The following is a 22,578-nucleotide window of genomic DNA, read 5'->3' as shown; positions in this document are numbered from 1 at the left end:
GCGGCTGCCTGAACGGCAGCACCGTTGGCCAACCCCTCTTCAATGGCTCCGCTGCCTTTCAATCGGCAGCGCGGGCTCGCCTCAAATCAACAATCGCATGGACCGGATATGACCAGAAAGATCCTGGTGACGGGCAGTTCCGGATTCCTGGGGACTGCGCTGGTTGAGCACTTTGCAGGTCTGTCGGACACACACACCGTCGCGGTCAGCAGAAAGGCGATGGCCCACACTGACTCCCACGTCACGAATGCAGTGATAGCGACGCTGGATGCCGACACTCAATGGCAGCCGGTGCTGCAGGGCGTTGACACGGTTGTCCACGCGGCGGCGCGAGTGCATGTCATGCATGACACGGCGGCTGACCCTCTTTCGCTGTACCGCGAGGTCAATGCCCTCGGCACGCTTAACCTGGCCAGGCAGGCGGCCAGCGCTGGTGTTCGCCGTTTTATCTTCATCAGCACCATTAAGGTCAACGGTGAGTCGACCGGGCGTGGTCAGTGCTTTCATGCAGACGACACACCCGCGCCAAGCGATCCATACGCGGTCTCCAAGTACGAAGCCGAGCAGGGGCTTATGGCCCTGGCAAAAAGCAGCGCGATGGAAGTCGTGATCATCCGCCCGGTGCTGGTCTACGGACCTGGCGTTAAAGCCAACTTTCTGCAGTTGATGCGCGCTCTGCGCCGCGGCGTGCCACTGCCGCTGGGTGGTGTCAACAATGCTCGCAGTCTCGTGTCTCTTGATAACCTGATCGACCTCATCCGCGTGTGCCTGGATCATCCAGCCGCTGCCAACGAGGTATTTCTGGTCAGTGATGGTCAGGATCTGTCCACACGTGACCTGGCTAATCTGCTCAAGCGACATCTGCCGGCATCGAGTTGGCTCATTCCCGTTCCAGAATCCCTTATCATGCTCGGCGCCACGTTGCTGGGGCGCAAATCCGCGGCTGAACGCGTGTTGGGCTCGCTGCGCGTGGACATCGGCAAAACCCGCGGACGGCTGCAATGGCAGCCGCCCGTGTCGGTAGAGGACGGTCTGAAGAAGACCGTCGAGCATTTTCTGGTTACGGATCGAGCATGAATTATTGGTGGGTCGCGGTCGCTGTTGGGGTGTTTTCATTTGCGCTGACGCATGTGTTGCGACGCTATGCGCTTCACAAGAGTCTGCTAGATATCCCAAACGGCAGGAGCTCGCATACCGTTGCGACGCCCCGCGGCGGCGGGGTGGCCATCGTGGTCAGTTACCTGGTTGCGCTGGTCTGGATGCTTTCTTCAGGGCTGATGGCGCGTGATCCATTCCTCGCCATGTTCGGGGCCGGTGTACTGATTGCGGCATTGGGGTTTCTTGACGATCACGGCCACATCGCTGCGCGCTGGCGCTTGCTGGGGCATTTCCTTGCAGCGGCCTGGGCGTTGTTCTGGCTGGGCGGTCTTCCGGCGATCGATGTGTTCGGCATGACGCTCGCTCGGGGCCTGGTCGTGAACGTGCTGGCGGCCTTCTACCTGGTGTGGCTGCTCAACCTTTACAACTTCATGGACGGTATCGACGGGATCGCCAGTGTGGAGGCGATCTGCGTGTGCATCGGCGCGGCGATCATCTACGCACTGAGCGGTTTTGCCACTTTAATGTGGTTGCCCGTCCTGCTCGCCTGCGCAGTGGCCGGCTTTCTGATCTGGAATTTCCCGCCGGCCAGGATCTTCATGGGGGATGCCGGTAGCGGGTTCCTCGGCATCATGCTCGGTTGTCTGTCGCTGCAGGGTGCGTGGATTTCCTCGCAGTTCTTGTGGGTATGGCTTATTCTCCTCGGGGTTTTCATCGTAGACGCTACAGTAACCCTCATCCGTCGGCTCATTCGGGGCGACAAGGTCTATGAGGCTCACAGAAGTCATGCTTATCAATTCGCCTCGCGACGATTTGGCAAGCACCTTCCGGTGACGTCCGCAGTCGGTGTAATCAATCTCTGCTGGCTGTTGCCGGTCGCGGTGGGTGTCGCCCGGTTCGGGCTCGACGGTGCCCTCGGCGTGATCATTGCTTATGCTCCGTTGCTTGTTCTGGCCTTCGTCTTCAAGGCTGGAGCGCTGGAAAAGAGCTGAGTGCGAGCTGCCTGCGCTGACGGTGACGACCACGGTTCTCATGCGGGGCAGGAATCAATAGCCGTCATAGGGGTCGACTGAAAGGACCATGAACGCGTGTCTGAGGGGATGATGGAAAAACTACGCACTTCGTTGCTGGCCTTGCCTCGCCGGCACAAGCGGATCATGCAGGTCGCCGCAGACGTCTGTCTGATCTGGTTCGCGTTGTGGATGGCGTTTGTGGTGCGTCTGGGCATCGATGACCTCATCAATCCTCTTGAAATCCACACCTGGCTGTTCGCAAGCGCGCCAGTGGTAGCGATCCCCTTGTTCATCCGTTTCGGCATGTACCGTGCGGTGATGCGCTACTTCGGCAATGACGCGCTGATTGCGATCATCAAGGCGGTCAGCCTCTCGGCGTTGATTCTCGGCATCGTGGTCTACCTCTACAGTAACCATCAGCATGTCGTGCCGCGCTCGGTCATGTTCAATTACTGGTGGCTGAGCATGGTGATGATCGGCGGTCTTCGCCTGGCCATGCGACAGTACTTTCTCGGCGACTGGTTCTCCGCCGCCCGTCATGTGCCCTTTGCAACCCGCGACGATGGCCTGCCCAAAGTGGCGATCTATGGGGCCGGCGCTGCAGGGAACCAACTGGTGGCGGCGTTGCGCATGGGGCGGTCCATGCGCCCAGTCGCGTTTATCGATGACGATGACTCGATCTCCAATCGAGTGATTTCGGGCCTGCAGGTCTACAAGCCCAAGCACATTCAGCAAATGATCGATGTCACGGGTGCGCAGGAGATTCTGCTGGCCATCCCGTCGTCCGCGCGGGCGCGCCGCAGGGAAATCCTCGGCTTTTTGGAGGGCTTCCCGCTGCACGTTCGCAGCGTTCCGAACTTCTCTGACCTGGCGGCGGGTCGCGTGAAAGTCGACGATCTGCAGGAGGTCGACATTGCCGACCTGCTGGGGCGTGACGCGGTGCCTGCGCAGGAGGAACTGCTCGAACACTGCATCAAGAACCAGTGCGTGCTGGTGACCGGGGCGGGCGGTTCGATTGGCTCGGAGCTGTGCCGGCAGATACTGCTGCTCAAGCCAACCACGTTGTTGCTGCTCGACCACAGTGAATTCAACCTCTACACGATCCTCACGGAGCTGGAGCGGCGTGTTGCCCGTGAGTCGCTCAAGGTCAAGGTGCTGCCGATTCTCGGCTCGATCCGCAACCACGCCAAGTTGCTGGATGTGATGAAGACCTGGCAGGTCAACACCGTCTACCACGCTGCGGCGTACAAACACGTGCCGATGGTCGAGCACAACATCGCCGAGGGCGTGTTCAATAACGTTGTGGGCACGCTCAACGCCGCCCAGGCTGCATTGCAGGCGGGTGTGGCCAACTTTGTGCTGATCTCCACCGACAAGGCGGTGCGCCCGACCAATGTCATGGGCAGCACCAAGCGCCTGGCCGAACTGACGTTGCAAGCGCTGAGCCGCGAGACGGCGCCGGTCATGTTCGGCGACCGCTCCAATGTGCATCAGGTCAACAAGACCCGGTTCATCATGGTGCGTTTCGGCAACGTGCTGGGTTCGTCCGGCTCGGTGATCCCGCTGTTTCACCAGCAGATAAAATCGGGTGGGCCGCTGACGGTGACGCATCCGAAAATCACCCGTTATTTCATGACCATCCCCGAGGCGGCGCAACTGGTCATTCAGGCCGGCTCAATGGGGCAGGGCGGCGACGTATTCGTGCTCGACATGGGCGAGCCCGTGCGCATCATCGAGCTGGCCGAAAAGATGGTGCACCTGTCGGGCTTGAGCATTCGCTCCGAACACAACCCACAGGGCGATATCGCCATCGAGTTCACCGGCCTGCGTCCCGGCGAGAAGCTGTACGAGGAGCTGCTGATTGGCAACAACGTGGCAGCGACTCGTCACCCGATGATCATGAGTGCACAGGAAGACTTCCTGTCGTGGGACGTGTTCAAGCAAAGCCTGTCGCAGTTGGTCAAGGCGCTGGACGATGACGACTATGACCGGGTTCGGCAAATTCTCGCCGACACCGTCAGCGGTTATGCGCCCGAGGGCGAAATTGTCGACTGGATTCATCAACAGCGCCGTCGAGAGCCGTGATCGGCGGACCCGCGAAACCTTTGCTTACTCAGTGGTTCCGAACCGCATCAAGGCGACAGGGCCCGGGCTGAAAGGCCTCTCGGTGACGTACATATCCGGTCACCGATCCCTGCGTTGACGCAGCGCCGCCATCGGCTAGGTTTGGGAAGCAGCTCAGGAATGCTGCTTCCACTTACGATGCCCATGGAGCATGACTTATGCGTACTTCTTACCTGTCCTCACTGATCTTCGCATTGCTGGCGAGCACTTCCCTCGCCGTGACGGCCGCGCCCGCTGCTGTTCCTTCGGCAGAGGTCAGCAAATCCGCCATCGCCGCCCCACCAGTCGGGCAGAGTGCCAAGGTCAATCTCAACTCGGCCAGCGCGGAAATCCTCCAGAAAGAACTGTCCGGCGTCGGTGCCGCCAAGGCCAACGCAATCGTCGCGTACCGTGAAGAACATGGCGGCTTTACGGCGGTCGACGAGTTAATCGAAGTCAAGGGCATCGGCAAGGCGCTCCTGGACAAAAACCGCGACAAGCTCTCCATTGACTGAACATCCCGTAGCAAAAGGCCGATCTCAGATCGGCCTTTTTTTTGCGTCCGCCTGCCCACAATTTTCGCTATCAAGCTAACAAATATAAAAATGTCGACCGACATATTATTTTTTAAATTACGAGCGTAATATCCCTCCGCAGCTAACCTCACTATCCACGGAGAACGTTCATGAGCACTCAGACCCAAGGCAAGGCTGTAATCACCGGCGCATCGTCCGGTATCGGTTTCACCTACGCGGACCGCCTGGCGCAGCGCGGATTCGATCTGATACTGGTTGCGCGCGACCAGGCACGGCTGGAAGCCCTGGCGACTGATCTGCGGGCCAGGCATGCGGTTCAGGTGGAGGTCGTGAAAGCCGATCTGACTCAGCCTGATGACGTCAGCGCTCTCGAACAACGGCTGCGCTCGGATGCTTCAATCACCTTGCTGCTCAACAACGCCGGCGTGGCATCGAGCACTCCGCTGGCCGAGGCCGATCTGAACGAAGTGGATCGCCTGATTCAGCTCAACGTTGTCGCGCTGACGCACTTGGCATCGGCGGCAGCCGCCGGTTTTGCGGCGCGTGGCAACGGGACAATCATCAATATAGCGTCCGTCGTGCCCATGCTGCCGGAGCGGTTCAATGCGGTGTACACCGCCAGCAAGGCCTACGTACTGAGCTTGACCCAATCTTTAGCGACTGAACTAAGCGAGAAGGGCGTACGGGTTCAAGCGGTGATGCCCGGCGCGACCCGGACTGAAATCTGGGAGCGCGCGGGTATGGACATCAATGCTTTCCCGCCGGAGATGGTGATGGACGTTGACGAAATGGTCGACGCTGCCCTTGCCGGGTTTGATCAGCAAGAGCTGGTGACCATTCCGTCGCTGCCTGATGCTGCCGATTGGCAGGCCTTCACCCAGGCGCGCCTGGCATTGGGCCCGAATCTGTCGCTGCAGCATGCCGCGCAGCGTTATAAAACCGCGGACGCGTGATGGCGTCGGCATTGGCAAAACAGCTTAAAGAAGGTGAACGCATGAGCGAGCGTCGCATCGTAGTGACGGGAATGGGGCTGGTAACGCCATTGGGATCGGGTGTCGAGGCGGTATGGCGGCGGTTGCTGGAAGGTCGCTCCGGCATCGTGCAGTTGCCCGAGCAGACGGTGGCGGACCTACCCGGCAAGGTGGGCGGTCCGGTGCCCACTCTTGAAGAGGACCCGCAAGCCGGTTTCGACGCCGACGCCGCCGCGCCGCCCAAAGAGCAGAAGAAGATGGACCGCTTTATTCTGTTTGCGCTGGGCGCCGCGCAGGAGGCTGTATCTCAGGCGGGCTGGGCGCCATCGACCGAAGAAGAGCGCGAACGTACCGCGACCATCATCGGTGCGGGTGTCGGCGGATTCGGTGCTATCGCCGAGGCCGTCCGCATCACCGACACACGGGGGCCGCGGCGGTTGTCGCCCTTTACCATCCCGTCGTTCCTGGTCAATCTGGCGGCCGGCCATGTGTCGATCCGGCATGGCTTCAAAGGCCCGCTTGGCGCGCCGGTGACTGCCTGTGCCGCCGGTGTCCAGGCCATTGGCGATGCCGCGCGGTTGATCCGCAACGGTGAAGCAGACGTGGCCATCTGCGGCGGTGCCGAGGCCTGTATCGATCGCGTCGCCCTGGGCGGGTTCGCTGCTGCACGGGCGCTGTCCAGCGGCTTTAACGAGACGCCTGCGCGTGCTTCGCGGCCTTTCGACCGTGATCGCGACGGGTTTGTCATGGGCGAGGGCGCGGGGATCATCGTCATCGAGACGCTGGAGCATGCGCTCGCACGGGGTGCCACGCCGATTGTCGAGCTGGTGGGCTATGGCACCAGCGCAGACGCTTATCACCTGACCGCCGGGCCTGAAGACGGCAGCGGCGCGCGTCGGGCAATGCAGGCGGCGATTCGTCAGGCCGGTATTCAGCCCGCCGATATCCAGCACGTCAATGCCCATGCGACGTCTACGCCAGTGGGCGACAAGGGTGAAATGGCGGCGATCAAAACCGTGTTTGGTGATCAGAATGGCGTGGCGGTGACCTCAACCAAATCGGCGACCGGACACCTGCTCGGCGCAGCCGGCGGCATTGAGGCGATTTTCACGGCATTGGCCATACGCGATCAGATCGCCCCCATGACGCTCAATCTGGAGAACCCGGACGAGGCGGCGGAGGGTATCGACATCGTTCACGGTGAAGCACGCCCGATGCAGATCGAATATGCACTGTCGAACGGCTTCGGTTTCGGCGGTGTAAACGCCAGCGTGCTGTTCCGTCGCTGGCATCCCTGAGACGTTGCTGAAGATGCCGGTTCCCTGCAGCAAAGGGCAGGGAGCAGGCAGCAGGAGGTGGGTATCAGCCTTCGGCCAGAGCCTTGAGCTGCTCGCGGGTGGTCTGCAGGATTCGCTCGGCCAGTGCCGGGTCTTTCGCGCTGCGGGCCAGCACCATTGCCCCCACCAGGCCGGACATGAGCATCACGCTCTTGTCGCTGCTCTGGTCATTGGCCGGCATCCCGGCTTCAAGTGTTGCCAGCATGCGCTGCATCAGTTCGTCGGTAATCTCGCTCGGCTGCCCACGCTGGCCCAGCTCGGAGGCCATGGTGGGCAGTGGGCAGCCCTGTTCCGGATGGTCGCGATGAGCAATCGACAGGTACATGTCGATGAAGGCCTTGGTGGAGCTGTCTTCAGCCAGTTTCTCGGCGCGTGCAGCGTGCAGTTGATCCACGGCGCAGCGCAGTGATTTTTCGACCAGATCGTCCTTGGATTTGAAGTGGGCGTAAAAACCACCGTGGGTCAGACCCAGCGCCTTCATCAGCGGCTGCAGACCGGTGGCGCCGATGCCGTCACGACGAAAGCGCGCGGCCGCCTCATGCAGAATGCGCTGGTGGGTCTGGGCTTTGTGATCTTCGGCGTAACGCATGAAACGAGCCTCCCGACGGTGGCGCTTGAAATGGTGGTCGACATTTTTACACGTATGGCTCGCTACTGCAGTAGCGCTGTCATTACCCTTGTCGCCACCGATCAGAAGGCAGCGGCGGTGGTCATCCGATTTCGGTGGGTATGAGCCGGGGTCGGAAGGCGGTGATGACCGGTAGGTCACCGACACTGGGTGCGCGGTGACCGGCTGGGCTCGTGCATAATCCGCCGTTAATCCGATTGCGCTCCAATCGGTTTTTTTGGGGCCGACCCATGCACGTACTGCTTTGTGAAGACGACGACCTGATTGCCAGCGGCATTGTTGCCGGGCTCGATGCCCAGGGCTTCACGGTGGATCGTGTCGCCACCGCCTCGTCCGCTCGGGCCATGCTGTCCGCCGCGCATTTCGACGTCATGATTCTGGACCTGGGCCTGCCCGATCAGGATGGGCTGAAGCTGCTGCGTCAGTTGCGCCAGGAGGGCGTTGAGCTGCCGGTGCTGATTCTGACCGCGCGCGATACCGTCACAGATCGCGTGGATGGCTTGCAGGCCGGCGCGGACGACTACCTGCTCAAGCCCTTCGACCTGCGCGAGCTCAGCGCACGCCTGCACACGCTGGTGCGACGCATGGCCGGGCGCAGCGTCAACGTGATCGAGCATGGCGTGCTCAGCTATGACCCGAGCAGCCGGGAAACGCGACTCGCAGGCCAGCCGGTCGATCTGTCGCGGCGCGAGCAGGCATTGCTGCAGGCGCTCTTGAACAACAGCGGTCGGGTTCTTTCCGGCGAGCAGTTGAAGGACTGCATCTATGGCTTCGGCGACGAAGTGGAAAGCAACGCGCTCAACGTTCACATTCATCATCTGCGCCGAAAATTGGGCGGCGGCATTATAGAAACCGTCCGTGGCCTGGGTTATCGCCTCGGGCCGGCCGGTCCTGATTCGGGTCCTGCAGCATGATGAGCCTGAGGACACGGCTCAGCCTGATTCTTGGCTCGGCGTTCATTGTGATCTGGGTGTTGGCCGCCGCCTGGATGCTGCGCGACTTGCGCACGCAAATGATGCAGTCGCTTGATCAGCGGCTCGAGGCGTCTGCGCGGATGGTGGCAGGGCTGCTCGAACAGGTGCAGATGCCGACTGGCACTGACGCCCGATCGCTGCGGGCCGACGATCCGGCATTGCCCAGCGGCATGGCGTGTCAGTTGAGCTCCCTGCGCGGGCAAGTGCTTGCCCGGACCGACAGCTCGCCGAGCGAGCCACTCAAGGCTGACGCCAGCGGCTTTCACGACCAGATGATCGACGGCGACCACTGGCGGGTTTACACGATGATGCACGGCAACGTGCGGGTGAGCACCGCTGACCGCCAGATCGAACGCGATGTGCTGGGCCATTCGGTTTTGCTGGCTGCGTCAGTGCCGGTGCTGGTCGCGCTGTTTGGCAGCCTGGCGCTGGTCTGGTTTGGCATCGGTCGGGGGCTGGCGCCGCTCAACCGCATGCGCGATGCGCTCAATCGACACAGCGCCGACTCGGTCGAGCCGCTCGATGTGCCCAATCTGCCCAGCGAGTTGCAGCCACTGCTGACGAGTCAGAACCAATTGTTTCAGCGCATCGCCCAGACCCTGGAGCGCGAACGCAGGCTGACGGGCGACGCTGCCCATGAGCTGCGGAGCCCGCTCACGGCCATCAAAACCCATCTTCAAGTGGCGCGCATGACCGAGGGCGACAAGCGCGATACGGCGCTGGCGCATGCGGAGGAGGGCGCTGACCGTATGCACCGCACCCTTGAGCAATTGCTGTTGTTGGCGCGGGTGGAGGGCAGTCTGTCGTTTGATGACGGTGTGCAGTGCACTGCCGAGGAGGTCGCGCGGCTGGCCATTCACGACGCCAGTCATGGCGACGAACAACGCATCCAGCTTATTTTGCCGTCGCGGCTGTCCACTGCTGCCGTGCAAATGCCCGCGGCGCTGGCGGTGGCTGCGTTGCGCAATTTGCTGGACAACGCGCTGCGTCACAGTCAGGCCGCTGCGCAAGTGGAACTCAGCGTCGAAACCTTCGACGAGCAGGTGCATTTTCGTGTTCGCGACTATGGTCCCGGGATTCCGGAGCCGGACCTGGACAAGCTCACCCAGCGCTTTTGGCGCAACGGCAACAGCCCCGGCGCGGGGCTGGGCCTGGCCATTGTTCAGGCCATCGTCCAGCGCTGTGCGTGCTCGCTACGCTTTGACAGCCGCCGCGACGGTTTGCGGGTGGAGTTGAGCATGCCGTTGCGGCCCGATGTCGCAGGGGAGTGACGTGTGGGAAATGTCTGAAAGTCAGGTCGGCTGACGTCAGGATGTCAGCCGACTGTTTGTCCGAGAAACTTTTACTCAGGCATGGCCGAGGAATGATGGGAAGTGATGAGCCATTCGCCGCCAATTCGCGCATAAGTAAAGGTATAACGCGCATTGACTTCAGGCATGTCGCGGAAGCGGAACGTGTAAGTGCCGGTGTCGGTTGCACTGTTGCAACTGGTAATCAGCGTGCTGCTGTCCAGGGTGCCGATCGGGCCGCTTTTCAGAAAGTAATTGAAATAATCAAGTTTACCGCTCAGATTAGTTCTCGGCTGATTGGAGAGGGTCGGCAGCAGGACTGCGTCTGCGGTGTAATTGGCGGCCACCTTGGCTGGGTCGCCGGTTTGCAGTGAGGTGTTCCAGCGTTCAAACAAGTTTCTTGCCTGTTCTGCGTCCAGCATCGCGCACTGCGAAGAGGATGTGTTTGCCAGTACCGGTGTGGAAATAAGGAGCAGTGCAATAACAGCGGGAATCTTCTTCATAAGTTGCCTTCCATGGGCGGTTGTTTGAATCGAGAGCCTAGTGCACAGGTGTGGAACTGTTCTACTGCCGTGGAATTACAACAAATTTCAGGTCGCTGGAAGTTGCGATCCGCGTGTGGGAAATGTCTTTAGTACCCAGTAATAAAGGTTTCTCCGTGAGGGTGGAAGTCGTGCCGTTTCTGGCGCTCCTCTCGGCGCTGTCCGGACTTTTGGTCCGACAAGCCTTTGATTCTGCTTCCTAATCCCGGACAATCGCGCCCCTTTCCCTGTAGAGAATCGGTCAGGGACGCAGACCGCGATGTTTTTTCGGCAGCGTCGTTGACCATGTAGCTATGACCGGCAACGGAGAATCGACCGGATGAATGATCAGGCCAACAGTGTCGAACAGACTGTCGATGCTGCACCCGTGAGCGTCACCTCCTGGAATCGCAATGACACCACCTGGATGCTCGGGCTGTTTGGCACCGCCATCGGCGCGGGCACCTTGTTCTTGCCGATCAACGCAGGGATCGGCGGCTTCTGGCCGCTGTTGATTCTGGCCCTGCTGGCGTTCCCGATGACGTTTTATGCGCACCGCGGGCTGACCCGCTTCGTACTCTCGGGCCGGGATGGCGCAGACATTACCGAGGTGGTCGAGCAGCACTTCGGTAAAAAAGCCGGCGCCCTGATCACGCTGCTGTATTTCTTCGCCGTGTTCCCGATCCTGCTGATCTACAGCGTGGCGCTGACGAACACCGTCGGCAGCTTCCTGGAGCACCAACTGCATGTGCAGCCGCCGCCACGCGCGCTGCTGGCGTTTGTGCTCATCCTCGGTCTGCTGGCGGTGGTGCGCTGCGGGGAGCAGATCATCGTCAAGGCGATGAGCCTGATGGTGTACCCCTTTATCGTGGCTCTACTGTTCCTCGCTGTGTTCCTCATCCCGCACTGGAACGGCGGCATTCTCAGCACGGCCAGCAGCTTTCCGGGGCCGTCGGCGCTGCTGCATACGCTCTGGCTGGCCATCCCGGTTATGGTGTTCTCGTTCAATCACTCGCCGATCATTTCGGCATTTGCCGTGGATCAGAAGCGTCAGTACGGCGAGCAGGCCGAACCCCGCAGCGCGCAGATCCTCGCCCGCGCTCATGGGTTGATGGTCGTGATGGTGCTGTTTTTTGTCTTTAGCTGCGTGCTGACCCTGACCCCGGAGCAATTGGCCGAAGCCAAGGCGCAGAACCTGTCGATCCTGTCTTATCTGGCCAACCATTTCAGCAACCCGACCATTGCCTTCGCCGCACCGCTGATTGCGTTCGTGGCGATCACCAAGTCGTTTCTGGGGCACTACATCGGGGCCAGCGAGGGCCTCAAGGGCCTGGTGGTGAAGACCGGCCGTCGGCCTTCGCCGCGCACGCTTGATCGTCTGACCGCAGGTTTCATGCTGGTCGTCTGCTGGCTGGTGGCAACGCTCAATCCGAGCATTCTGGGCATGATCGAAACCCTTGGCGGGCCGGTGATTGCCGCCTTGCTGTTTCTGATGCCGATGTACGCCGTGCGCAAGGTGCCGGCCATGCGCCGATACGCAGGCAAGCTGTCGAACGTATTCGTGGTGGTGATCGGCTTGATCTCGATTTCGGCGCTGGTGTATTCGCTGCTGCAGTAAAAGTCGATATCTCACGAAGTTGGCTGACCCGCAACGCAAGGTCTCGCCGGCCTGGAAGGCGGCTCGTGCGGAGCGAGCGACGAGATACTGCGGGCTGGCGCGCAACTTGTAGGAGCGCGCTTGCCCGCGAATGCATTTTTTGCTGGTCCTTGTCGGTTGCCTGACACACCGCCTTCGCGGGCAAGCGCGCTCCTACAGTTCGGCTTGGATCGCCCGTTTTTCGTTCTGGACACGCCTGATCCAGGTTTGACAATGCGCTGAGCAGCGCCGCATGATTCTGCTCGTTTCCGATTGATACAGCTCGCACAGAGGCCCCATGTCAGCCAATCCCGAAGCGTTTCCCGGCGAGCGCCAGCGTTTGATCACCGAGCGTCTGGCCGTTCACGGTCGGGTGATTGCGGCGGACCTTGCGGCCGAATTCAACGTGTCCGAGCACTCCATTCGCCGTGATCTGGGTGCGATGGCTGCCGCCGGGTTGTGCAAGCGCGTGTACGGCGGTGCGATCTCGCTGGCGTCCGATGGGCCGCTGGCCGACCGTGTCGAGCACCAGCCCGGTCGCAAGCGTCAACTGGGTATTGCCGCGGCACGTTTGATCAGTGCCGGGCAGCATGTGTTTATCGATGGTGGCTCGACCAACCTGGCCATTGCCAAAGCCCTCGATCCTGGCATGGCGTTGACCGTCACGACCAACGCGCCGCTGATCGCAGTGGAGTTGATGAAGCTGCCGTCGGTGGAGGTGATCCTGCTCGGCGGTCGTCTGAGCCCCGTGGCCGGGAGCACTTACGGCTTCACAACGATCCAGCAACTTGCTCACTTCAACTTCGATCTGTGCTTTTTGGGCGCGTGCGCGCTGGATGCGCTCAAAGGCGTCACCGCGTTCGACATGGACGTCGCCGAGTTCAAACGCGCCGTTGTGGCGCGCAGCGGTCAGGTGGCGGTGGCGGTGATCAACGAAAAACTCTCCAGCATCGCCCATTATCAGGTGGCCGAATGCGCAGAGGTGGGCGCGTTGGTGGTCGAACACGAGGCCCCCGCTGACCGCCTGGAGCTGTTTCGCGGCAAGGTGGCGCACATCGTTATGGCGCAGGCAGCGCGCTGAGCATTGTGGTTTCCTGCCAAGCCACGGTTCGATTGCGGCCCTGATGCTTGGCCGCATACAGCGCGGCATCCGCTCGCTTGACGAAGTCTTCCGGCGTCTGACATTCCCGCGCCTGGCAACCGTAGACCCCCAGGCTGATGCTGACAATGCCGATGGGGTTGCCCTGGTGCTCGAGCGCCCGGCTCAGCACGGCCAGTCGAATCTTTTCCGCCAGACTCACCGCGCCCTGCACCTCGCTGTAAGGCAGAAACACCGCCATCTCTTCGCCACCGTAACGCACGGCCAGGTCGCCGCTGCGGTTGAGTGTGCTGCGAACGCATTCGGCCACCGCGATAATGCATTTGTCGCCAGCCACGTGTCCGTACGTGTCGTTGTAGCTCTTGAAAAGATCGATGTCGATCATGATCAGGCTCAACGGATGCAGGTTTGACTGCCCGTTGTGAAATTCCAGCCCGAGGATTTCCTGAAAATGCCGACGATTGGCCAGCCCGGTCAGGCTGTCCTGCAACGCGAGTTTTTCCAGCGAATGACTGGCAATGCGCAGTTGTGATTCGGCATTGAGCCCAAAACGGATCTGCTGGAACAGCAGCACGCCGAACAACAGGTTGGCGACCACCACGCAGATGATGATTGCCAGCGAACGCCAGGCATACTGCCGCCACTCGTCGAGCACTTCGCGCTGGGAGAGGCCCGCCAGCAGCACCATTGGGTAACGGTCCAGTTTCTTGTAGCCATAAAGACGTTGCTCTTGGTCGAGCATCGACACGACATTCGCCGTGCCTTCATAGTGTTCTTTCACATGCAGACGGAACAACTCACCCTCACCGATGGACGTGCCACGCACGTTTTCCAGCATCGGGCGTCGGGCGAGCACGGTGCCGTCAGCCATGGCCAAGGTGATGACGCCGTGCTTGCCAATATCGAAGCGCTCGAAAAACCGCTCGAAGTAGTTCAATTCGATGGTGGCCAGTACCACGCCGGCGAAGTTGCCTGCTGAATCGTCCACTCGGCGGGACACTGGAATGATCCAGTCGCCGGTGGAACGGCTGCGGATGGCTGGACCGACATGGGGCAAGGTGCTGGCCATGGTCTGATGGAAGCGGAAGTACTCACGGTCGGCGTTGTTGGCGTTGGCCGGTACCTGGCTCAACGAGGTGCCGGCCCAGTAACCGTCCTTGTCGTAAATGAACAAACCCTGAAGTTGCTCGACGCTGGCGGCGGTGGCCCGCAGGTAGTCGTGCATGCGTGAACTGCTCGCTGCACCGAAGCCGTCGTACGAAAGCCGCTCGACCACTGCAGACACCGCGATGTGCGCCTGATCGAAAGCGTCGTCGGCATGCTGCGCCATTGAGCGTGAAAGGTTGGCGACGTTGGTGTTGGCAATGTCCAGCTCGTGAATGCGCGTCTGACGCAGTTGCCAGACGGTAATGCTGGTGATGGAAACGCACACCAGCAAGGTGAACAGTCCTGCCAGCCACAGCACGGGCATGCGCTTGAGTCGACGGCTTCTGATGCCCAGTTCTGACTCTTCTACCTGTCTCAAACGCCACCCTCACTGACTGCCACGATTTCAGACCCGCCCCTGTGACGAACAAACCACCCGTTCGGACACGCAGCATCGCAACAGCGAACCGTCTGACTCACAGCGTAGGACAAGTGCGGGATTTTGAAGGGAAATTTCGGACTTATAAATCAGCGGCGGGGTATTCCCGCCGCGTGTGTAAAGCCTGTCCTTAAGCAGCGAGCGGAGCACGCAAGGTGGTTCCTCGCCCCGGTCGATCCCCCCGGTTGATTGTCCGAAGTAGAACGCAGCTACCGGCCATGCCTTGCTCGGCCATTCAAACCCGACGTCCCTGCACCTCTCCATCATTCGCCTGCCACGCTTTCTGCGCCGTGCCGGTGTGTTCCGGGATGGGCGTTTTGAGCAGCACGAAATAAGCGATGGCCGAAAGCAGCGCGACGATGGCGCTGACCGCGAAAGCCGTGGCGAACGTCCCCGAATATTGCACGCTGAAACCGGTGACGATGGGTGCGATGGAGCCGGCGATATAGCCGCCGAAGTTCTGGATTGACCCCAGCGACGCCACGCGCTTGGTGTCGACCACCGTATTGACCACCATCCACGCCGTGGCGCTGGACAGGTTGATGCCGAACAGCGCCAGGCAGAGCAGCGCGATGCAAACACTGAGGCCGGTGACAAACGTCAACGGCAGAGTGAAGACGGCGGCAAACACCAGCCCGCCAATCACAGTGTATTTGCGGCTGTTGAGCACACCAACGCCGCGTTTCACCAATCGATCACAGATGCGTCCTGCGGCGATGGTGCCAATCGCACCGAATACATAGGCAAACGACACCACCCAGGCGGTTTGATAGGGATCAAGGCCGTGCTCGCGCTGAAAATAACCGGGTAGCCAGGTCAGGTGCAGCCAAAGCATGTAGATCACGCCCATGAAACCCAGGAACGTGCCCCAGGTGCTGCGGTGTTTGAAGAGGTCCAGCCAGCCGGCAAAAAACGACGCTTTAGGGGCCGCATCGGCCTGAACTGCCTGAACAATTGGCTCGCGCCCCTGCGCTGCCAGCTCCTTGAGGTATTGCGCACGGCTTTTGTAAAACATCAGCCAGCACAACGACAGCACGATGCCGAGTACGCCGGTGATGATGAACATGCCTCGCCAGCTGAAGTTGACCATGAACAGTGTCAGCAGTGGTGGTGCCAGGCATGGCCCGATGCACGTTGCTGACCAGACGATCCCGGTTGGCGTGCCGCGCTCGTGTTCCTCGAACCATTCATTGAGAGTCTTCGCTGCGGAGGGGAACATGGGTGCCTCGCCGATACCGAGCAATACACGCAGGGCGAAGAATCCGCTGAAGCTGTTGACGAAACCCGAAGCAGTTTGGGCGATGGACCACACCATCAGCGCGCCGCCCAGGGCAATCTTGCTGCCCAGCTTGTCGATGATCATTCCCATCGGCAACTGCGCAAACGCATAGGCGAGCGAGAAGGCCGACAACAGAATGCCCATCTCGGAAGGGCTGATGAGCATGTCTTTCTGAATCGTCGTGTTGGCGATGGACAGCGCGCTGCGGTCCAGGTAATTGACGACCCCGAACAGCATCAGGAAGACGATGGTGATCGTCTGGTAAGTCTTGAGGGATTTCATTGCGCACCTTTTTTATTGTTGTCGGGCTTGAGGCTTCATTGTTCTGGTGGGACCGGCTTCCGCCGGGAAGGGGCCTGTTTGGGCACCTTCCATGTTGCGGTGTGACGACAGAGCTTCCCGGCTAAAGCCGGTCCTACCAAGCAAACGCAGGTCCTACAAGGCGAACGCACGTCTGAGTGTAGGACCGGCTTCAGCCGGGAAGGGGCCAGTGTGGGCACCCTCCATGTTGCGGTGTGACGACAAAGCTTCCCGGCTAAAGCCGGTCCTACCAAGCAAACGCAGGTCCTACAAGGCGAACGCACGTCTGAGTGTAGGACCGGCTTCAGCCGGGAAGGGGCCAGTGTGGGCACCCTCCATGTTGCGGTGTGACGACAAAGCTTCCCGGCTAAAGCCGGTCCTACCAAGCAAACGCAGGTCCTACAAGGCGAACGCACGTCTGAGTGTAGGACCGGCTTCAGCCGGGAAGGGGCCAGTGTGGGCACCCTCCATGTTGCGGTGTGACGACAAAGCCTCCCGGCTGAAGCCGGTCCTACCAAGCAAACGCAGGTCACACTTGGTGCTCCAGGCTAAAGCCTGTCCTGCCAGCTGCTCGCGGCTAGGTCACTGCGCCAATGTGCCAGGGCACGAATTCGTTCTGGCCATAGCCGTGCTGCTCGCTCTTGCTGCGGGCACCGGAGGCGATATCCAGCATCATCTGGAACACGTAGGCGCCACGCTCCTCGATGGTGGTCGTGCCCTCGGCGATCCCGCCGCAATTGACGTCCATGTCCTCCTGCTGAAATTCGAAGACGCGGTTGTTGGTCGCCAGCTTGATCGACGGCGTCGGCGCGCAGCCATAGGCCGAACCGCGCCCGGTGGTGAACGCGATCAGATTGGCGCCACCGGCCACCTGGCCGGTGGCTGAAACCGGGTCGTAGCCAGGGGTGTCCATGAACACCAGCCCCTGGGCGCGCACCGCTTCGGCGTATTCATAAACGCCCATGAGATTGGTCGAGCCCGCCTTGGCCACCGCGCCGAGGGACTTTTCCAGAATGGTCGTCAGCCCGCCGGCCTTGTTGCCAGCGGAAGGGTTGTTGTTCAGCTCGGCGTTCATGCGCTGGCAGTAGTCTTCCCACCAGTGAATCCGCTGCACCAGTTTTTCGCCGATGGCCTGGCTTGCGGCACGACGCGTCAGCAAGTGCTCTGCGCCGTAAATTTCCGGCGTCTCGGACAGGATTGCCGTGCCGCCCGCCGCGACCAGCCGATCCACCGCATTGCCCAAGGCCGGGTTGGCCGTGATCCCGGAATAGCCGTCCGAGCCGCCACATTGCAGGCCGACGATCAGATGTCGGGCACTGACCGTCTCCCGGGTGATCTGGTTGGCTCGGGGCAGCAGCGACTGCACCTGTTCGATGCCACTGGCGATGGTCTTCGACGTGCCGCCAGTGCCCTGAATCGTGAACGCGCGCAACTGATCGCTGGCTTTGAGCCCCTGGCTGTCGAGCATGTCCTGGATCTGATTGGTCTCGCAGCCCAGCCCCACCACCAGCACGGCGGCAAAATTGGGATGGACGGCATAACCACCCAGGGTCCGGCGCAACAGGTCGATGGCTTCGCCTTTGGAATCGATGGCGCAACCGGAGCCGTGAGTCAGCGCGACCACGCCATCAACATTGGGATAAGCGGCCAGAGCTTCGGGGAAAATATCGCGACGAAAACGGTCGGCGATGGCCTTGGCGACGGTCGCCGAACAGTTAACCGAGGTCAGGATGCCGATGTAATTGCGAGTGGCAACGCGTCCGTCGGCGCGCACGATGCCCTGGAAAAAGGCCTCGGTCTTCGGCGTATCGTGGGCGTCTACGCCGTAGGCATAGTCACGGGAGAAATCGCCCATCTCGACGTTATGCACATGCACATGCTCGCCGGGATCGATGGGCTGTGAGGCGAAGCCGATGATTTGACCATAGCGCCGCAGCGGCTGGCCCTGCTCGACACGCACCGTCGCGACCTTGTGCCCGGAAGGAACGGGCTGGGAAACAGTCACATGTTCCTCGTCCAGGTACGTGCCTTCACTCAGCGCCTGCCGAGCGATCAGCACGTTATCGAGAGGGTTGAGGCGGATAAACAGCGCGCTGCTGTCGAACGCGGGCGTTTTGGCGATGAGTTCCATGCAGCCTCTCATGACGGTCTTGGCCTGCATCAACAGTGCGACGCTCCTCCAGTACGGGAAGCGGCATCGTTGCCGGCCACTTATTGTTATTCGGAGAGCGGGAGCCATGTGGCGCCCGCGGGTCGGTGACGGCCCTGTCCTGTTTCAGCCACTCTATGAAGCCGTCCTGCAATTTCCCAATGAAAGGTTTCGATTGCGTGATAACTCAGGGTTATCGATTTGCGGCATCATCTGAGGATTTAAGAAACGTCAGAAGGGCCTTCAACGCGGCCGACGGCGGCCTGGCTTTGGACGTCAGCAACCCGAGATTAGCCATGCTCAGCGGCAGTTCGACCGGCAAAATGGCGATCATCCCATAGCGCGCGTAGTGTTCGGCAACGTCGTTGGGCACCACGGCGATCATGTCCGATGACTCCAGCATCGCCGTGGTGGCCAGAATCGAACGGGTCTCGATGATGTCCAGCGGCTCGATAAGCTGCGCGGCCTGCAGCGCATGTTCGACCTGGCGCCGCATGGGGCTGCCGATGGGGTGGAGGATCCAGGTCAGCGGCGCCAGCGCTGCCAGCGTCAGGCCCGCCCGCGTCAGCGTGTCGAGTTGAGCCAAGGGATGCTGAGGCCGGGCAATGATGCGCATACGCTCGCCCTGTTCAAACAGCTGAATGTCCAGGCCCTGGCCATCGAGTTGATCGGGCAGCCTGCCCAGTACCACATCGAAGTCGCCGCGAATCAACGCGGGCAGCAGCTCATCACTGGTGCCGACGTCCAGAGCGATGCGCACTTTCGGGTGCGCAGCCTTGAACGCCAGCACGCCTCGGGTGAGCAGTGTCGGCACCGGGCCCATGACCGTGCCGATGCGCACCATCCCCGTGGCTCCGCGCGCCAGTTCGGCCAGTTGCGCTTCGGCGTATTCGAACTCGTGAAGTGCGCCCCGGGCGTACCGAATCATGACTTCACCGAACGCCGTCGGCTGCATGCCACGGGGCAAACGCTCAAACAGCTGCACGCCGAGACGTTCCTCCAGTTGTTGCAGCAGCAGGCTGGCGGCCGGTTGGGTGGTGTGGATGGCGCTGGCCGCCTTGCGCAGGTTGCCCAGTTCGCCCAGCGCATTGAGCAGCGCAATCTGCCGGCTGGAGATTTTCAGCGTGGGAAACGTGCCGGGCAGTGGCAGGGCAGGGGGGGCGTCTGACATATCGGATTTGGTATCGATGATTAGGATTTGGCGATTATGCCTGTATCGCGCAGGGGCCTACAGTCAGTCTTCAGACGGCGCACAGCTGTAGGAGCGCGCTTTCCCGCGAACGCGTTATTTATGCCGCCACCGCTTCGGAGGATATCCAAGCCTCCTCGCGAGCCACCGCTCTCCCACACGTCCGCGTCAGTACCCCTAACAAGAAGAGCCCACCATGCAGATCACCTCCATTTCCGTACGCGACATCCGCTTCCCCACCTCTTTGTCCCTCGATGGCTCCGATGCGATGAACAGCGCGCCGGATTATTCGGCGGCCTACGTTGTGCTTCACACCGATTCTGCCGAAGGCCTTGAGGGCCATGGCCTGACGTTCACCATCGGGCGCGGCAACGAGATTTGCGCCGCCGCGATTCACTCCCTCGCGCCATGTGTCGTCGGGCTGAGCCTGGAATCGATCATTGCCGACATGGGCGCGTTCTGGCACGGCATCACCGCCGGTGACAGCCAGTTGCGCTGGCTGGGCCCGGAAAAAGGCGTGATTCATCTCGCCACGGCGGCGCTGGTCAATGCGGTCTGGGACCTCTGGGCCAAAGCCGAAGGCAAGCCGGTCTGGAAACTGCTGGCGGACATGAGCCCCGAGCAATTGGTCAAATGCCTGGACTTCAGCTACGTCACCGACGCCATCACCCCCGAAGAGGCCATCGCCTTGCTGCGCCGACGCTTGCCAGGCAAGGCCGGGCGCGAGGCCCAGATGCTTGAGGAAGGCTATCCGGGTTACACCACGGCGCCCGGCTGGCTGGGTTATTCGGAAGAGAAGATGCGCCGTCTCGCCCGCGAGGCAGTGGCTGACGGCTGGACCCACATCAAGCAGAAGATCGGCACCGATATCGAAGAAGACTTGCGCCGCGCCGCGATATTGCGCGACGAACTCGGCCCGGAGCGCACGCTGATGATGGACGCCAATCAGGTGTGGAGCGTCGATCAGTCGATCAGCAACATGCGTCGGTTGGCCGCGTTTGAACCTTGGTGGATTGAGGAACCGACCCATCCCGATGACATTCTGGGTCACGCGACCATACGCCAGCGCATCGCGCCCATCGGTGTGGCGACCGGCGAACACTGCCACAATCGGGTGATGTTCAAGCAGATGTTCCAGGCCGGCGCGCTGGACTTCTGTCAGCTTGACGCGGCACGGCTGGGTGGGCTCAACGAAGTCTTGATCGTGCTGCTGATGGCGGCGAAATATGACATCCCGGTGTGCCCGCACGGCGGCGGCGTGGGGTTGTGTGAATACGTGCAGAACATCTCGATCTTCGATTACATCGCGGTGTCCCGTTCGCTGGACAAGCGCGTGCTCGAATACGTCGATCACCTGCACGAGCACTTCCTCGATCCGGTGGTTATCCGTCGTGGCCGCTACATGCCGCCACAACGGCCGGGCTACAGCATTGAGATGCACGCGGATACGCTGGAGCGGTATCAGTTTCCCGATGGCGCGGTGTGGGTGGAGCTGGCAAACAACCGCTGATCCAGACACCAGGGCCTGGGTCTCTCTGGCGGCCAGCTTTCGTGGGGTGGATACCAATCATGTGGCAGTGAGCTTGCTCACGAAGAGACCGGCACTTGCGCCGAATTTTCTGGAGGCCGCTTTCGTGAGCAAGCTCACTCCCGCAGGGGCGTTAGCGCCACAGATATCGGCGACACCTCTCTGCGGTTGAGGCGTGTGCAGCGGCAACAGACAATTCCATGTCGCTGCGAATGCGGGCCTTCCCTGCGCATGACCGGTATGATCCGTCGCATCTACCCGACCACGGTGCGACATGAATTCCCCCGAGCCCGGCAACGTCACTCCTCCCGCCAGCGCACCTGTCACGCCGCCCGAGCGAGGGCGGGTGTCGGCGTCACTGCTCGGCGGCGGTTGCGAACCTGACCCACGCTTCACCCTTGCCAACGAACGCACGTTCCTCGCCTGGATCCGCACGGCGCTGGCGTTCCTGGCCGGTGGCATCGCGGTCGAAGCCTTCACCAGCGATGTCTTCAGCCCGGGCCTGCGTCGAGGCGTTGCCTTGTCGCTGCTGGTGCTGGCGTTACTGGTCAGCGCCAGTGCTTGCCTGCGCTGGCTGAAAGTCGAGCGGGCGATGCGTCAGCGTAAACCGCTGCCTTTGCCGGTGCTGGTGCCGATTCTGTCGTTGGGCGGAGCCTTGGTGGCGGCGGGGCTGATTGTCTTCCTGATCAACGGCGCGTCGTGATTCGTCGCGGTCATCCCGTGTCGTCACGGCCGTTGCGCCACGACGATCCCGGCCTGCAACCCGAACGCACCTTGCTGGCCTGGCGCCGGACGCTGTTGACGCTGATCGGCGTGTGCCTGCTGTTCCTGCGCTGGATTCCGCCGTTTGGCTTGATGGCGCTGCTGCCGATCATGGTTTCGCTGGTCGCAGCCATGCTGATCCAGATCGGCCTCAACGCACGCTACCGCAAAAGCGCGAAAGGCATGACCCAAGAGCGCATCCCCGCGCCGCTGCGCGAGGTCGCGGCGCTGGGTTGCACGGTAATCGTGTTGAGCGTGGTGGCGATTGTTGCAGTCGTGTCCGGCTGACTTCGCCGGTAAGGCATACACCGATCCGTAGGAGCCGGCTTGCTGGCGAACGGGGTGTGTCAGCCGAAATAAACGTCGCTAACACACCGCTTTCGTCCGGATGCGGCCCAGACCAAGCGCGCTCCTACAGTTTTTGCGTTGGCCTTGACGCTGCCGTCAGCTGGCATGCACCCATTCTGTAGGAGACTCCGATCGTCCAGACGCCGCGCTGTCGCGCAGCAAACACGATCCCTGTGGGATTGACCGGGGTGGCGCTCCACCTTGCTCGCGAAGGCGGAGTTACAGGTTTTGCG

General features: G+C 61.3%; 19 protein-coding genes. 13 read left to right on the top strand and 6 right to left on the bottom strand.

Annotation, left to right across the window (positions count from 1 at the left end; all coding sequences use genetic code 11):
• The first annotated feature begins 108 nt into the window (after positions 1 to 108).
• The 6 genes from LT42_RS09650 to fabF all read left to right on the top strand — a co-directional run bounded on the left by LT42_RS09650 (position 109) and on the right by fabF (position 7,019).
• Complete coding sequence (locus LT42_RS09650) at positions 109 to 1,077, top strand: UDP-glucose 4-epimerase family protein (RefSeq protein ID WP_037011896.1); 969 nt, start codon at positions 109 to 111, stop codon at positions 1,075 to 1,077.
• The gene (locus LT42_RS09645; RefSeq protein ID WP_037011895.1) at positions 1,074 to 2,090 is read left to right on the top strand and encodes an MraY family glycosyltransferase; all 1,017 of its coding nucleotides are present in this window, start codon (positions 1,074 to 1,076) and stop codon (positions 2,088 to 2,090) included. Before LT42_RS09650 ends, LT42_RS09645 begins: the two co-directional genes overlap by 4 nt.
• 111 nt (positions 2,091 to 2,201) lie before the next feature.
• Positions 2,202 to 4,196 (top strand): polysaccharide biosynthesis protein, encoded by a 1,995-nt coding sequence (locus LT42_RS09640; RefSeq protein WP_037013192.1) that lies wholly within the window; start codon positions 2,202 to 2,204, stop codon positions 4,194 to 4,196.
• Positions 4,197 to 4,393: 197 nt separating this feature from the next.
• Positions 4,394 to 4,729 carry a ComEA family DNA-binding protein gene (locus tag LT42_RS09635; protein ID WP_037011893.1) on the top strand — a complete coding sequence of 112 codons (336 nt, stop codon included), beginning with the start codon at positions 4,394 to 4,396 and terminating at the stop codon, positions 4,727 to 4,729.
• A gap of 170 nt (positions 4,730 to 4,899) precedes the next feature.
• On the top strand, positions 4,900 to 5,703 hold the full coding sequence (locus LT42_RS09630; RefSeq protein WP_037011891.1) for an SDR family NAD(P)-dependent oxidoreductase: 804 nt from the start codon (positions 4,900 to 4,902) through the stop codon (positions 5,701 to 5,703).
• Between the two features lie 41 nt (positions 5,704 to 5,744).
• Complete coding sequence (fabF, locus tag LT42_RS09625) at positions 5,745 to 7,019, top strand: beta-ketoacyl-ACP synthase II (RefSeq protein ID WP_037013190.1); 1,275 nt, start codon at positions 5,745 to 5,747, stop codon at positions 7,017 to 7,019.
• Positions 7,020 to 7,083: 64 nt separating this feature from the next.
• On the opposite strand, the gene LT42_RS09620 is transcribed toward fabF, so the two are convergent.
• Entirely contained in the window at positions 7,084 to 7,647 is a 564-nt protein-coding gene (locus tag LT42_RS09620) for a TetR/AcrR family transcriptional regulator (protein WP_037011889.1), read from the bottom strand.
• A 269-nt stretch (positions 7,648 to 7,916) separates the two neighbouring features.
• Between LT42_RS09620 and LT42_RS09615 the strand changes: the two genes are divergently transcribed.
• Together LT42_RS09615 and LT42_RS09610 are read left to right on the top strand one after the other, a co-directional pair.
• A complete protein-coding gene (locus tag LT42_RS09615; RefSeq protein WP_037011887.1) occupies positions 7,917 to 8,600 on the top strand; it encodes a response regulator in 684 nt (227 codons plus the stop codon).
• The gene (locus LT42_RS09610; protein WP_037011885.1) at positions 8,597 to 9,931 is read left to right on the top strand and encodes an ATP-binding protein; all 1,335 of its coding nucleotides are present in this window, start codon (positions 8,597 to 8,599) and stop codon (positions 9,929 to 9,931) included. Before LT42_RS09615 ends, LT42_RS09610 begins: the two co-directional genes overlap by 4 nt.
• Positions 9,932 to 10,002: 71 nt before the next feature.
• On the opposite strand, the gene LT42_RS09605 is transcribed toward LT42_RS09610, so the two are convergent.
• A complete protein-coding gene (locus LT42_RS09605) occupies positions 10,003 to 10,452 on the bottom strand; it encodes a DUF4440 domain-containing protein (protein WP_037011883.1) in 450 nt (149 codons plus the stop codon).
• 358 nt (positions 10,453 to 10,810) lie between these two features.
• Between LT42_RS09605 and LT42_RS09600 the strand changes: the two genes are divergently transcribed.
• Both LT42_RS09600 and LT42_RS09595 read left to right on the top strand, forming a co-directional pair.
• Positions 10,811 to 12,088, top strand: a complete 1,278-nt coding sequence (locus LT42_RS09600; RefSeq protein WP_037011880.1) for a serine/threonine transporter — start codon at positions 10,811 to 10,813, stop codon at positions 12,086 to 12,088.
• 316 nt (positions 12,089 to 12,404) lie between these two features.
• Positions 12,405 to 13,187, top strand: a complete 783-nt coding sequence (locus tag LT42_RS09595; protein ID WP_037011877.1) for a DeoR/GlpR family DNA-binding transcription regulator — start codon at positions 12,405 to 12,407, stop codon at positions 13,185 to 13,187.
• On the opposite strand, the gene LT42_RS09590 is transcribed toward LT42_RS09595, so the two are convergent.
• From LT42_RS09590 to LT42_RS09575, 4 genes are all read right to left on the bottom strand, one after another.
• Positions 13,165 to 14,730: a sensor domain-containing diguanylate cyclase gene (locus LT42_RS09590; protein ID WP_152597615.1), complete on the bottom strand. Its 1,566-nt coding sequence runs from the start codon at positions 14,728 to 14,730 to the stop codon at positions 13,165 to 13,167. The two genes, LT42_RS09595 and LT42_RS09590, sit on opposite strands and share 23 nt — an antisense overlap.
• Before the next feature lie 295 nt (positions 14,731 to 15,025).
• Positions 15,026 to 16,351: an MFS transporter gene (locus LT42_RS09585; RefSeq protein WP_052075211.1), complete on the bottom strand. Its 1,326-nt coding sequence runs from the start codon at positions 16,349 to 16,351 to the stop codon at positions 15,026 to 15,028.
• A 595-nt stretch (positions 16,352 to 16,946) separates the two neighbouring features.
• Positions 16,947 to 18,500: a UxaA family hydrolase gene (locus tag LT42_RS09580; protein WP_037011874.1), complete on the bottom strand. Its 1,554-nt coding sequence runs from the start codon at positions 18,498 to 18,500 to the stop codon at positions 16,947 to 16,949.
• A 211-nt stretch (positions 18,501 to 18,711) separates the two neighbouring features.
• The gene (locus LT42_RS09575) at positions 18,712 to 19,689 is read right to left on the bottom strand and encodes a LysR family transcriptional regulator (protein WP_052075210.1); all 978 of its coding nucleotides are present in this window, start codon (positions 19,687 to 19,689) and stop codon (positions 18,712 to 18,714) included.
• Between the two features lie 214 nt (positions 19,690 to 19,903).
• Between LT42_RS09575 and LT42_RS09570 the strand changes: the two genes are divergently transcribed.
• The 3 genes from LT42_RS09570 (at position 19,904) to LT42_RS09560 (ending at position 22,285) form a co-directional block, all read left to right on the top strand.
• On the top strand, positions 19,904 to 21,217 hold the full coding sequence (locus LT42_RS09570) for an L-fuconate dehydratase (protein ID WP_037011871.1): 1,314 nt from the start codon (positions 19,904 to 19,906) through the stop codon (positions 21,215 to 21,217).
• Positions 21,218 to 21,509: 292 nt separating this feature from the next.
• Entirely contained in the window at positions 21,510 to 21,938 is a 429-nt protein-coding gene (locus tag LT42_RS09565; RefSeq protein WP_037011870.1) for a YidH family protein, read from the top strand.
• A complete protein-coding gene (locus LT42_RS09560; protein ID WP_052075209.1) occupies positions 21,935 to 22,285 on the top strand; it encodes a DUF202 domain-containing protein in 351 nt (116 codons plus the stop codon). The genes LT42_RS09565 and LT42_RS09560 overlap by 4 nt, the downstream gene beginning before the upstream one ends.
• The last annotated feature ends 293 nt before the right edge of the window (positions 22,286 to 22,578 follow it).

The organism is Pseudomonas lutea (assembly GCF_000759445.1).
GTDB classification, from domain to species: Bacteria; Pseudomonadota; Gammaproteobacteria; order Pseudomonadales; family Pseudomonadaceae; genus Aquipseudomonas; species Aquipseudomonas lutea.
The sequence above is the reverse complement of the archived record's forward strand: the minus strand, read 5'-3'. Positions and strand labels throughout refer to the sequence as shown.

Coding starts and splice junctions, on each gene's coding strand:
- LT42_RS09650 (WP_037011896.1), top strand. CDS start 109: ATGACCAGAAAGATCCTGGTGACGGGCAGTTCCGGATTCCTGGGGACT.
- LT42_RS09645 (WP_037011895.1), top strand. CDS start 1,074: ATGAATTATTGGTGGGTCGCGGTCGCTGTTGGGGTGTTTTCATTTGCG.
- LT42_RS09640 (WP_037013192.1), top strand. CDS start 2,202: ATGGAAAAACTACGCACTTCGTTGCTGGCCTTGCCTCGCCGGCACAAG.
- LT42_RS09635 (WP_037011893.1), top strand. CDS start 4,394: ATGCGTACTTCTTACCTGTCCTCACTGATCTTCGCATTGCTGGCGAGC.
- LT42_RS09630 (WP_037011891.1), top strand. CDS start 4,900: ATGAGCACTCAGACCCAAGGCAAGGCTGTAATCACCGGCGCATCGTCC.
- fabF (WP_037013190.1), top strand. CDS start 5,745: ATGAGCGAGCGTCGCATCGTAGTGACGGGAATGGGGCTGGTAACGCCA.
- LT42_RS09620 (WP_037011889.1), bottom strand. CDS start 7,647: ATGCGTTACGCCGAAGATCACAAAGCCCAGACCCACCAGCGCATTCTG.
- LT42_RS09615 (WP_037011887.1), top strand. CDS start 7,917: ATGCACGTACTGCTTTGTGAAGACGACGACCTGATTGCCAGCGGCATT.
- LT42_RS09610 (WP_037011885.1), top strand. CDS start 8,597: ATGATGAGCCTGAGGACACGGCTCAGCCTGATTCTTGGCTCGGCGTTC.
- LT42_RS09605 (WP_037011883.1), bottom strand. CDS start 10,452: ATGAAGAAGATTCCCGCTGTTATTGCACTGCTCCTTATTTCCACACCG.
- LT42_RS09600 (WP_037011880.1), top strand. CDS start 10,811: ATGAATGATCAGGCCAACAGTGTCGAACAGACTGTCGATGCTGCACCC.
- LT42_RS09595 (WP_037011877.1), top strand. CDS start 12,405: ATGTCAGCCAATCCCGAAGCGTTTCCCGGCGAGCGCCAGCGTTTGATC.
- LT42_RS09585 (WP_052075211.1), bottom strand. CDS start 16,351: ATGAAATCCCTCAAGACTTACCAGACGATCACCATCGTCTTCCTGATG.
- LT42_RS09580 (WP_037011874.1), bottom strand. CDS start 18,500: ATGGAACTCATCGCCAAAACGCCCGCGTTCGACAGCAGCGCGCTGTTT.
- LT42_RS09575 (WP_052075210.1), bottom strand. CDS start 19,689: ATGTCAGACGCCCCCCCTGCCCTGCCACTGCCCGGCACGTTTCCCACG.
- LT42_RS09570 (WP_037011871.1), top strand. CDS start 19,904: ATGCAGATCACCTCCATTTCCGTACGCGACATCCGCTTCCCCACCTCT.
- LT42_RS09565 (WP_037011870.1), top strand. CDS start 21,510: ATGAATTCCCCCGAGCCCGGCAACGTCACTCCTCCCGCCAGCGCACCT.